The 11,422-nt window shown below is 31.9% G+C and carries 12 protein-coding genes and 2 pseudogenes; 5 read left to right on the top strand and 9 right to left on the bottom strand.

Going from position 1 to position 11,422, the window contains the following annotated elements:
• Positions 1–4: 4 nt before the first annotated feature.
• The 4 genes from ACP7AT_RS12005 to ACP7AT_RS11990 all read right to left on the bottom strand — a co-directional run bounded on the left by ACP7AT_RS12005 (position 5) and on the right by ACP7AT_RS11990 (position 4,035).
• Complete coding sequence (locus ACP7AT_RS12005) at positions 5–1,399, bottom strand: DUF5723 family protein (protein WP_426064552.1); 1,395 nt, start codon at positions 1,397–1,399, stop codon at positions 5–7.
• The gene (locus ACP7AT_RS12000; RefSeq protein WP_426064551.1) at positions 1,396–1,947 is read right to left on the bottom strand and encodes a hypothetical protein; all 552 of its coding nucleotides are present in this window, start codon (positions 1,945–1,947) and stop codon (positions 1,396–1,398) included. Before ACP7AT_RS12000 ends, ACP7AT_RS12005 begins: the two co-directional genes overlap by 4 nt.
• Positions 1,948–2,054: 107 nt before the next feature.
• On the bottom strand, positions 2,055–2,918 hold the full coding sequence (locus tag ACP7AT_RS11995) for a hydroxymethylglutaryl-CoA lyase (protein WP_426064550.1): 864 nt from the start codon (positions 2,916–2,918) through the stop codon (positions 2,055–2,057).
• A gap of 97 nt (positions 2,919–3,015) precedes the next feature.
• Positions 3,016–4,035: a quinone-dependent dihydroorotate dehydrogenase gene (locus ACP7AT_RS11990; protein ID WP_426064549.1), complete on the bottom strand. Its 1,020-nt coding sequence runs from the start codon at positions 4,033–4,035 to the stop codon at positions 3,016–3,018.
• Between the two features lie 261 nt (positions 4,036–4,296).
• Between ACP7AT_RS11990 and ACP7AT_RS11985 the strand changes: the two genes are divergently transcribed.
• The 4 genes from ACP7AT_RS11985 (at position 4,297) to ACP7AT_RS11970 (ending at position 7,621) form a co-directional block, all read left to right on the top strand.
• On the top strand, positions 4,297–4,494 hold the full coding sequence (locus ACP7AT_RS11985; RefSeq protein WP_426064548.1) for a hypothetical protein: 198 nt from the start codon (positions 4,297–4,299) through the stop codon (positions 4,492–4,494).
• Positions 4,495–5,004: 510 nt separating this feature from the next.
• Complete coding sequence (pepT, locus tag ACP7AT_RS11980) at positions 5,005–6,258, top strand: peptidase T (RefSeq protein ID WP_426064547.1); 1,254 nt, start codon at positions 5,005–5,007, stop codon at positions 6,256–6,258.
• A 265-nt stretch (positions 6,259–6,523) separates the two neighbouring features.
• Complete coding sequence (locus ACP7AT_RS11975) at positions 6,524–6,730, top strand: hypothetical protein (RefSeq protein WP_426064546.1); 207 nt, start codon at positions 6,524–6,526, stop codon at positions 6,728–6,730.
• Positions 6,731–7,174: 444 nt separating this feature from the next.
• Positions 7,175–7,621: a hypothetical protein gene (locus ACP7AT_RS11970; protein WP_426064545.1), complete on the top strand. Its 447-nt coding sequence runs from the start codon at positions 7,175–7,177 to the stop codon at positions 7,619–7,621.
• 11 nt (positions 7,622–7,632) lie between these two features.
• Here ACP7AT_RS11970 and ACP7AT_RS11965 read toward each other — a convergent pair whose 3' ends face one another.
• The 3 genes and pseudogenes from ACP7AT_RS11965 to ACP7AT_RS11955 form a co-directional block, all read right to left on the bottom strand.
• Positions 7,633–7,833, bottom strand: a complete 201-nt coding sequence (locus tag ACP7AT_RS11965; protein WP_426064708.1) for an IS3 family transposase — start codon at positions 7,831–7,833, stop codon at positions 7,633–7,635.
• A gap of 844 nt (positions 7,834–8,677) precedes the next feature.
• Complete coding sequence (locus tag ACP7AT_RS11960; protein WP_426064544.1) at positions 8,678–9,004, bottom strand: alpha/beta fold hydrolase; 327 nt, start codon at positions 9,002–9,004, stop codon at positions 8,678–8,680.
• Positions 9,001–9,537 (bottom strand): annotated as a pseudogene (locus ACP7AT_RS11955) (alpha/beta fold hydrolase). The gene ACP7AT_RS11960 and the pseudogene ACP7AT_RS11955 overlap by 4 nt, the downstream one beginning before the upstream one ends.
• Positions 9,538–9,702: 165 nt before the next feature.
• Here ACP7AT_RS11955 and ACP7AT_RS11950 point away from each other — a divergent pair.
• Positions 9,703–10,041, top strand: a complete 339-nt coding sequence (locus tag ACP7AT_RS11950) for a tRNA-binding protein (RefSeq protein WP_426064543.1) — start codon at positions 9,703–9,705, stop codon at positions 10,039–10,041.
• Between the two features lies 1 nt (position 10,042).
• Here ACP7AT_RS11950 and ACP7AT_RS11945 read toward each other — a convergent pair whose 3' ends face one another.
• Both ACP7AT_RS11945 and ACP7AT_RS11940 read right to left on the bottom strand, forming a co-directional pair.
• Positions 10,043–10,963, bottom strand: coding sequence for a hypothetical protein (locus tag ACP7AT_RS11945; protein ID WP_426064542.1), 921 nt, complete (start codon positions 10,961–10,963; stop codon positions 10,043–10,045).
• 349 nt (positions 10,964–11,312) lie between these two features.
• A pseudogene (locus ACP7AT_RS11940) lies at positions 11,313–11,422 on the bottom strand (IS30 family transposase); the annotation flags it as partial.

The following is an 11,422-nucleotide window of genomic DNA, read 5'->3' as shown; positions in this document are numbered from 1 at the left end:
AAATTTATTTTTTACTGTTCTTAAAAACAACATTCAGCCCGAGTTGAAAAGAAAGACTATTTGCTTTGGTAACATCTCTATATTCTAAAAGATTATCGGCAAGAACATAGAAATTCATAGGTCCAAAAGCACTGGATAATCCCAACCCTATGTTCTTATACGAATATGAATCTAGCGTGTAAGTGGCTTTCATTTGCAATGCCTTGAATATTTTTCTTTGGTAATATGTGGTAAAAGCGACTAATGGCGTTCGTGGCGTAGACATCACAAATAACTGTGCACCAACCGCACTTTTATAAGTAGTTTCAGGATCATAATTGAGGCAATTGCAATCTTCAGAGCGTTCTTCATCAAATGAATACTGAACCGAAGTATTGAACTTTGCCGAGCGAAAAGTCGTGTAATCTGCATACAACGTATCCAAAGGAATAGCATCATTGAATTCCTGGTATCCGTTTCCTGCTGAATTACCGGAACTGAAATTTGGAATTACACCTTCATATCTGTAAGTGCCTTTGTAGGTTAAGCTTTCAACTTCTTTGCTGTGTTTAATGAAACCTACGTCGATAACACTGGCGGTAAGTTGTATGTTTTTCTTTGGATAATAGGTAAAACCGGCATCAAATCCCAAACCTAAATTACCTCCTAAGAGAGCTCTTTTAGTAATGTCTTTGACCACATTTGGATTATAATCTTTATCATCATATTGAGCAATTCCAGATGTATTGAGCTGTAATTGCGAATAAATCATCTGCTCATAAATTCCTGTATCTGAAGGAATAGTGTAGATGTAACCGGAGTTATTCGTAGAATTAGCATTGTAAATACTGGAGTAAATTTTTCCGCGTACTCCTAAAATAAGCTTTTCGTTGATATTTTTATGAAATCCGAGGTGAAATACGGATAGCATTTCTGCTTTGACACTCAAATCGCCTAAATTAAAAACTTTACCCAGATAGTCTTTGTTTCCGTCTAAAGCTAAAACGGCAATATCTTTAGGGACATAACTCAACAGATCAAATTCCTGATACATTCCAAACGAAATATAAGAATCGCTTTGTTCTCCGGTAATTTTAAAACCTCCATTAAAAATTTCTATTTGTTCGTTGATCGCTACTCTGTCTTTCCGGGTTGTGGAGAATACTGCGTTGCGTAATTTCACATTAAAATCGACTCCATTATCCGCAAATAAATCATAGGCCGAAAACCCGCTTGAACCTACATTTGCCGAAATTCCAGACAATAAAGGAACTCCAAAATACCAATTGTATTTGAAATCCGAACCAGGGTTAGTCAACAAAGACTGTGGTACCGAAGTAAAATTATATAAAATTTGTTTGTTTTGTGAAAAGCAATTTATTGTCAGCAATAGAACAAAAATCAAAATTATTTTTCTCATTCTACTACTAAATAAGCGGTTACACTTGAACGCAATATTAATCTACCTGAACTATTCTCATTCAATGGAGCACCCGGCAACATTCGTAATGTGAAAGCAATTTTTGTCGTTCTTTTTAATAAGTCAAGTTGGGTATTTTCGAATATTTCAGTCTTGGTCACTTTATTCTTTGCACCCGTGTAAGCCGGAAAAGTAAAATTGGTAGTATGAACGACTTGATTAGTTCTGTCCAAAAATACCAAGTTTACAACATAGGTTCTATTTATGGTATTTTCCATTTCGAAGAAAAATTCCACTTTTTTTAAACTTTTCCTAAAAAATCCATCATTGAAAATATCCACAGTTGGCACGTCAAAAATCACTGATTGTTCCACTCCATTCGTGACAAATTCATTTGCAGGAACATCAAAATAGGCCAAATTAGCTATAAAAATAGGCTCCAGTTTTATATTATTTGCCTGATCGTAGTCTAAATCACTCGTGCATGAAAAAGAAAGTAACAGCAGTAAGAATAGGCAAAAAACGCTATTTGAAACAGGTAATTTCATCAATTTATAAGTTAAAGGCAGTTTTCGTGAATCTTATACTCAACGCATCAATACTAAACTTATTATTTAAAAAGTGAGGAGTTCAACAATAATTTTTTAATTTATTTCTAGTGAAACTCCCCAAATAACGTAGACGTATCATTATAAGCACTTTCAAAACTCATCGGACTCATATTTGTAGATTCTTTTTGTGCTGTAAAATACGACAATAATTTCTCCGTAGGCATGTTACCCGTTAAATTATCAGTTGCCATTGGACAGCCTCCAAAACCTTGAATGGCACCATCAAAACGGCGACAACCCGCTTTGTAAGCGGAATCAATTTTCTCAAACCATTTATCAGGTGTCGTGTGAAGGTGCGCACCAAATTCTATTTTGGGATATTTTGGAATTAAATTCGAAAACAAATATGAGATTACATCAGGAGTAGAACTTCCAACCGTATCAGAAAGTGATAAAATTTTCACTCCCATTAAAGCTAATTTTTCAGTCCACTCACCTACTATTTCAACGCTCCAAGGATCGCCGTATGGATTTCCAAAACCCATTGATAAATATGCCACTACTTCTTTATTGCTTTTATCGGCAATTTCAAGAATTTCCTGTAGAGTAATTAATGATTCGGCTATGGTTTTGTGGGTATTCCGCATTTGGAAATTCTCAGAAATAGAAAATGGAAAACCTAAATAACGTATTTCAGGATGAACAGCTGCCATTGTAGCGCCTTGTGTATTTGCAATAATAGCCAGAAGTTTGCTTCGGGTTTGAGACAAATCAAGTCGTGCCAAAACTTCGACTGTATCCTGCATTTGCGGAATTGCTTTGGGGGAAACAAAACTTCCAAAATCAATACTGTCAAAACCTACACGCAATAATGATTGAATGTAAGCTACTTTTCTTTCCGTAGGAATAAATGGTTTGATACCTTGCATGGCATCGCGTGGACATTCTATAATTTTTATTGGTTCCATAGGTAGCCAAAGATAGAAAAACTATTATAAATTTTAAATTCTGATTATAAATTTCAAAAAAATGATACCATTTATGAGTTTCACTAATGTTTAAAAGCTACAATCTTTCTAAAATCTTTTTGTTTATAGCTTTCACCAATGCTGGTCCTTCATAAATAAAACCGGTATACAATTGCACTAAACTTGCCCCGGCATCGAGTTTTTCTATCGCATCTTCTGCAGAATGAATTCCTCCTACTCCAATAATGGGAAAGGCTTTATTACTTTTTTGAGACAAAAACCGAATTACTTCTGTTGAACGTTTTTCCAATGGTTTCCCTGATAATCCGCCCATTTCAGTTTTGTTTTCAGATTGTAAACCTTCACGCAAAATCGTGGTATTGGTAGCAATAACTCCCGCAATTTTAGTTTCTTTTACGATATCAATAATATCCAGCAATTGCTCATCTGTTAAATCAGGAGCGATTTTTAATAAAATTGGCTTTTGTTTTGGCCTAGCTAAATTCTTATTTTGTAGCGTTTGCAAAAGTTGCGTCAATGGCTCTTTATCTTGCAAAGCACGCAGGTTTGGCGTGTTTGGTGAACTTACATTGACCACAAAATAATCGACGTAATCATACAAAGCGTCAAAACATATTTCATAATCAGAAGTCGCTTCTTCGTTTGGTGTCAATTTGTTTTTTCCGATATTTCCGCCAATCAGGACATCTTTATTCTCTTTTAATCGTTCCACCGCTTCATGTACACCGCCGTTATTGAACCCCATTCTGTTGATGATGGCGCTATCCTCTTTCAAACGAAACAATCGTTTTTTAGGATTTCCTTCCTGACCTTTTGGCGTAAGCGTACCTATTTCGATAAAACCGAAACCAAAATTGGACAATTCTTTAAACAACTTGGCGTCTTTATCAAAACCGGCGGCAAGTCCTACCGGATTTTTAAACTTCAATCCAAAGACTTCGGTTTCTAATCTGGGATCATTGACTTCGTAAAGAACTTTAAAAAGAGAAGAAAATCCCGGAATTTTAGACAAAAACCTAATCAATGAAAAAGTGAAATAATGAACTTCTTCAGGATCAAACAAAAAAAGTATGGGACGCAAGAGTAATTTGTACATATATATATTGTTGTGTTGTGCAAAAATAGAATTATCTTACCGATAAATAAATATTTGGAAAATAATTTACCAAATCATTTTGACTACTAAAAAAGTGGATATCATTAAATTTCATTTAGCTGTAGCCAAAAAATAGAAAGTTATAGAAGAACCTTTTTCATCTGTTTACATAAAAAGGGCACAATTACTACGAAAATGACTTAAATTTCCATAAAAATACATTTATAAAACATTCGATTTTATAATTAAATATTTAGTCCGATGAAAATGAAAATAACAATTTTCTTTTTTTTTATAGTTCAACTTTTTTTTGAACAAACTGCAAAAAATGACATTATAAAAGTCGCGACAAAAACTACTGTCTCTGCAGCAACAACTATAAATGACACTGTAAAAGTTGCTGCAACACCAAGTGTAGGCAATCCTAAACTTAAAAAAGAAGCAAAATCTTTTAAATAATCAACTCAAATCGGAGAAAAAAGCACTAGAAGAAGACAAGAAAAAAAAAAGAAAAAAAAGAGTTTGAAAAAGAAAAAAGCAACTTCGACAAACAACAAAGTAAAATTATATCCAGCGAAAAATCAGCCCGAATAATAAAAGATAATGTAGCTGATACTGAAAAAGACTAAATTCGAAATAAGGAAAAATTAGAAAATAAAAAATCAAAATGAATACTACGTTATACTCAAAATGAAAAGGAAAATATATCAATCAGTAGGCAACAAATCAAAATCAACAAACTGGAAAAAAATCTTGAAAAGTTGAAATGAATTAAATAAAGCCAGAGACTAAATTTGAACTACCTATGGATATATTTTTTTTTGATAAAAAATAATAATTTTAAAAATAATGAACTTCTTAAAATCTTGATTCGATACATCTAAAAAATTGAGATAAACAAAATTTAGTTGTGGATTTACTTTAAAATGCTCCTGAAAAAATGATTATATTTGCATAAAACAAAGAAATATGCAACATATTATAGATCGTTTCATCAGCTATGTAATTATAGACACGGAATCTGATCCGAACTCAGAAACTACTCCAAGCACACAAAAACAATGGGTTTTAGCCAATAAACTGGTTGAAGAATTAAAAACTATTGGTATGCAAGATGTAACAATAGATGACAAATCATATATCATGGCGACCTTGCCTAGTAACGTGGATTATGATGTACCAACTATTGGATTTATTTCTCACTTTGACACTTCACCAGATTTTTGTGGTGCGAATGTAAAACCTCAAATTATCACAGATTATGATGGAAAAGACATTGTATTAAATGTGGCTAAAAACATTATATTATCGCCTAACTATTTTAAAGATTTATTGCAATATAAAGGCCAAACTTTAATCACCACTGATGGGACAACCTTATTAGGAGCCGATGATAAAGCCGGAATCACGGAGATTGTTACAGCAATGGAATTGCTAATAAATACTCCTGAAATCAAACATGGAAAAATCAGAGTTGGTTTTACACCAGACGAAGAAATTGGCCGTGGTGCCCACCATTTCGATGTGGAGAAATTTGGAGCAGACTATGCGTATACGATGGATGGAAGCCAAGTAGGAGAATTGGAGTATGAAAATTTCAATGCGGCTGGCGCCAAAATTACTTTCAAAGGTAAAAGCGTGCATCCAGGTTATGCTAAAGGCAAAATGATCAATTCGATGTTGATTGCCAATGATTTCATCAATGAACTGCCTTCGGGAGAAACTCCTGAGGAAACAAAAGGGTATGAAGGCTTTTTCCATGTGCATCATTTAACTGGAAGTATAGAAGAAACCGTTTTGGAACTTATTATTCGCGATCACAACAAGAAAAAGTTTGAAAAGCGTAAAGAACTAATCGAGAAAATTGCTCGAAAAATCAATAAGAAATTTGCCAAACAATTTGGCGAGGACATTGTTGTTACTGAAATTAAAGATCAGTATTACAATATGAAAGAAAAGGTACTACCTGTAAAACATATTGTGGATATTGCAGAAAAAGCAATGAAAGAGTTGGATATAAAACCACTTATTAAACCTATTCGCGGAGGAACTGACGGTTCTCAATTGTCCTATAAAGGGTTGCCTTGCCCCAATATATTTGCCGGTGGACATAATTTTCACGGAAAATACGAATATGTTCCTGCTGAAAGCATGGAAAAAGCAGTAAAAGTCATCGTGAAAATTGCCGAACTGACTGCGCTGCAAGAATCTGCTAAAAAATAAGATATCGAAATCGTCAACAGCAACTCATACTTGGGACAAAAACACCCGTTGGTCAAAAGAATCAAGATTTCTAAATTCAATTATTGTTAAAACTAAATTGGTGTAAACTACCAAACAGGGCGGAATAGTTACTGTCTTGAATTGAAAAAATGTAATTGGAATTGGAAAATTCCAATTACATTTTACAATTTGGTTTTTCAATGGTGTTTTGCTTTAGAACAAAAAACAGTTTTTAGCAAACTTCTAAGAAGGAGTTAATAAATCATTGCTAAAATGGCGTTTTACATCCAAAGAAGAAATCGATGAAGGAGAAGAACTGTATTATATAAACGTAGCGATTGAAAATGAAAAGCAAGGAAAAACCAGTAAACATAAAAAGAAAGCACCAATTTTATTCTATGTTTTTCAAAAAGAATTAGATTCCATTTCAGACTTAGCAAAAGCTTTTCAAAAATTTTCAGCATCCAAATAAAATGAATTCTTGACGCATATTGTAGGTGCAAAACTAAAAGAAATCAAGTGTTTCGGAATTGAAAAGATAACACCAATGGTATTAGAAAACTTCGGCTTTATTGACAAATACCGATAAGATTGAATTTTCATCCTAAAATAATTGCCCCAAATAGTCCATTGCTAGTTGGGGCTTTTTTTTATTTAAAACCTATTAGAATCTTACATGTACTTTTTCAATGATTTATAAATACTGCATTAGAATTCCTTTTCCTGACAAACTTCAAATCTGTTTCATTGGTTGCAAATTTGTTGGTTGCCATACACTTCGTTCAATTTACAGAAAACCTTAACATTGATCAATAAAATAAATCACTATATTTACTTACAATAAAATAACAATTTAATAACGTGCGAAGAATTATTGTTTAAAGTAAAATAAAAACTGACATAAATAACATCAACTATGATACAAAAAAAAGAAGAGGATACAACACAACCGTCTCCAATAAAACCTGAAAGTCAAAAGCCGGTCAGAGCTAAAAGAACGAAAGTAATTAACCCCGTAGAAGAGCATGCTGAAATTATTAAACCCGAAAATGATGCTATTGTAACTAAAATCATTGAAGAAACAACAACCATTTCGGTTGAAGGCGAGGATGAAACTACCACTGTTGTTCCAGATAAAAAAAACACTAAAAAAAACACTAAAAAGACGGTAAAGATGAAAGATAAAGACAAGAAAAAGGCTAAAAAAGCTGATGCGAAAGAAAAAGCAAAAGTGAAAGCAAAAAAGGCTAAAAAAGCTAAAAAAGACAAAGCTAAAAAAGCCAAAGTCAAAGCTAAGATTAAAGCTAAAAAAGCCAAAGCAAAATCTAAAAAAGTTAAGAAGAATAAAAAGAATAAAAAATAATCCGATTATTTTTATCCAAAAAAAAGTCCCAATATAATTGGACTGCCCTCAAAATTTTGATAATAGTGAGCTCGATATTGTATCGGGCTCATTTTGTTTACATTTGACTTAATTCTTGCGCGATTGTAATAGTTTAGATACTGTTTAATTTCCCGCTTTAATTTATTTGAACTTGCAAATTTTTGAATGTGAAACAGTTCTGATTTTAGTATTCCAAAAAAGTTTTAATTAACATCTTGGTTTGATTTAAAAGTAAATTCAAATCAAATTTATCCCTTAATTGCATCAAGGCTTGCGTTTTCTGGCTTTCTCTTTTGCTTGAATTAAGGCTCGCAACTTTTTTACCAATTAGTTCTCACAACGCAATGCTTTAATCTCTAAAAGAAGTTCATGTTCGCTTGTAAGTGGTTTGTCCGATTTTCGTTTATTTCGTTTATTAATATCGATCGGTTTTGGTTTGCGCCTAGTTTTTGGTCATAAAGCTACTAAACCAAAATTGCAAAATCTTTACTCCATTTAACAATAATATTAGTATCAACCCGCTGGATGTAATTCAAGTTTCTTTTTTTTTAACGCATAGAAACATAGTTTTTATGTATTTGTATTGAGACGTTTCACTCTATTATAGCAAAACACAGCTTTGCTAGCAAAGAATTGGGCTATCCCGCTCTTTTTTTCTATAAATCTTTCTGTTTATTTTTAAATTCTTTTCAGAGTTGTTAATTTTAAATAATTCTACCCACCGGGTTAGTAACAGGTATATTAAACCTAACACTGGCTGCTCTCAGGGACAATCAGTATTTTTAAATGGCTTTTAGTTCTTACAATTTAAAATCTAACGAATAACTTTGGTTTTTCTTGGGAGCAAAGAAATACCGCTATAATGTTTCTAAAATTTAATATAATTACAAATGTAAAATTCATTTGAACTTTTTTGATTAGAAACATAATTACCAGAATAATATCTAACTTTTTGGGAGCAATCCAGTAAATCTTGGAATTTTTTATAACCTTAAGTGACGAGATGCTAATCTATAAATTCAATTCGTTTCAAACTTAAGAATTTAAAAATTCAATCAAATTCTTGGTTAGTTTATCTTTTTCGATATAAAAAAGACCGTGTGGGGCTCCTTCAGAAACAATAAATTTATTATCAGGAACTAATTTTGCAGTTATTTCGGAGGCAATTTCGATAGGCACAGTTTTATCCTCTTCACCATGAATAATTAAAGTAGTAACATTTACAGCTGACATTTCCGATCGAAAATCAGTAGATGAAAATGATATGGCCCATTTTAAAGTAGCACGAGGAGAAGAAAAGAAGAACAACATTCTATAATAATCTAATAAAGGAATGCTTATTGTTTTACTCAAAACGCTCACTCCAAAAAACTTTTTCCCAAAATCATCCAGAAAACCAATTCGGTCGTCTTTAATTTGATCCGCATTTTTATAGTATTCTTTTTACAAAACCCCAAATGGGTTCGAGTCTGTTTGCAGTTGAAGGAGGTTACTGAAGCTATAAGTACCGCTTTTAAAATTCCTTTTCCGCCATGTCGGCTGAAATATCGAACCACTTTGCCACCACCCATTGAAAATCCAACAAGAGCCGCTTCTTTTATATCTAATTGCTTAATAATAGCCTTCAAATCATCTGTCAAAGTCTAATAATCGTGTCCATCCCAAGGTTGTGAGGATTTGCCAAAACCACGGCGGTCATACACGATTACTCTAAAATTATTTTGAGCCAAAGTATCAATTTGGAATTCCCACATTTCATTAGATAGTGGCCATCCGTGAATAAGAATTACTGGCTTTCGTTTCCCATAATCTTTAACATATAATTTTACATTTGGTGCTGTTTCAATATAAAGGTCTATGCCACTATTACTTTTTTTTGTGAAATTCGCGATCATTTATTTAACTCATTTCCATACTATTTACTATTTAAAAGATAAATTCTAGATTCCTCTTTTGTTTAATTAGAACTATTAAGCAAAAAAAATTTATACAATTAGTTTAATTAGTTACATAATTTTCTACGTTTGTAATTTAGTATTTTATTTGAATAAATGCAAAATATGGACAATCTTAGCTGGAATGAATTCGAAAGAGTAGAAATGCGTGTGGGGACAATCTTGGAAGTAGATGATTTTCCCGAAGCCAGAAAGCCCGCATATCAATTGACAATAGACTTTGGTTCTGAAATAGGAATCCGAAAAACATCCGCACAAATAACGAAACGGTATCAAAAAGACGATTTGCTCAACCGGCAAATTGTAGCAGTAGTCAATTTTCCTAAAAAACAAATCGGGAAATTCATGAGCGAATGTCTTATTTTAGGAGCCGTTGGAGCAGACGGTGATGTAATTTTACTGGCTCCCGATTGTAAAATTCAAAATGGACTGCGAATTGGCTAATTTAAGACTGTAAATTACTGATACTTTTTACTTCTAATGTGTCATATTTATTGTGGATTGCTAAGATTATGACACCAAACAATACTGCTGCGACAATAAGTATGGTATTCAAAACTCCTTCTGTACCAAAAGAAAGTTTTATTAATATTGTTGAAATGATAAAGCCTGAATTGCGAATGACTTTATTGAATTTATCCGAAAGGAAGAAGGAAAACAAAAGCAAAAGCACTTCAATTAAAATTAGAATTGTAAAAAAATCGGCAAAGAATATTTTATTAATATCTTTAATTTTATCAACGATTTGCGTTAGTGAAAAGAAACTTTCATAAATCCAATGGGCTAAACTGTATATTGAAAGTACCAAAAATACGGGGATCAGCCCGATAGCGAAAACATTTTTTAATCTAATGAATGAATTGATATCATTTGTTTTCTGCAATTTAGACTGATTAATTTCATTTTTTTTGTTGAGATTGTAAAAGATAAATATTAAAAAAAACAGTACGATTGTTGCCACAATGTCAAGTGTAAAATTTACATTGGCTTTAAAATCAAACCAATTAGAGTTAAATTCTAATTTGGTTAAGTCTTTAAATATTCTTCGAATAATAATTAACGTAATAATTTCATATTGTTTGCCTATGTAGATAGTTGTTGATTTAGGTAAATAATAGACTAACAGGTAAACTTCATAAATCAAAATAAATGAGAATGGTGTATAAATTGCAGATATTGGATTACTTAATAATTTGGAATAATCATTAATCAAAATAATTTTAAGATAAACTAAGGCGATAATAGCCAAATGCAATAAAAAACTTATTATTGCCAGCGACACAAAGAAAATTTCAGCTCTTTTTTTAGTTTTTTCAGATAAAAGTGCGGCGTATAAAAAACTAAATAATGAATTGGCTTCTTTCATGTGTCGTCAGTATATTTAAATGCTATTCGTTAAACGTTATTGCTATTTTTAGTTAATTTTTCAGAGGTTCAAATGATTTTCAGATAATGTCTAAAAAAAAAGTAAAGAAAAAAAAATTCTATTATAAAAAGTTCTCATTATTTTTTGGCTCTGCGTTAGATCACAAAAAATATTTTAACTGAGGATTTAAAATTTATTTATACTGGGATAAACTTAATAAAATAACATTTAAAATCATATGGAAACCAATCTTTTAACTTCCGTTTAAAGATTGAGATTACATAATTTTCGATAAGATTTGAGCACTGATTTGATAATAAAATTTGTAAGTAGTTTAATTAAGCAGGATTCAAGTTATAAATGCAACTTTTTGATTAAACATAAAATTAGGTGTTTCAAAATTAAATCTTTTTCTTGGTCTATTGTTTAATTTCTCTTGTATTTCTATAATTCTCTCTG

Source organism: Flavobacterium sp. DSP2-3-1 (assembly GCF_049896865.1).
Classification (GTDB): domain Bacteria; phylum Bacteroidota; class Bacteroidia; order Flavobacteriales; family Flavobacteriaceae; genus Flavobacterium.
This window is presented reverse-complemented; position numbering and strand designations above follow the sequence as displayed.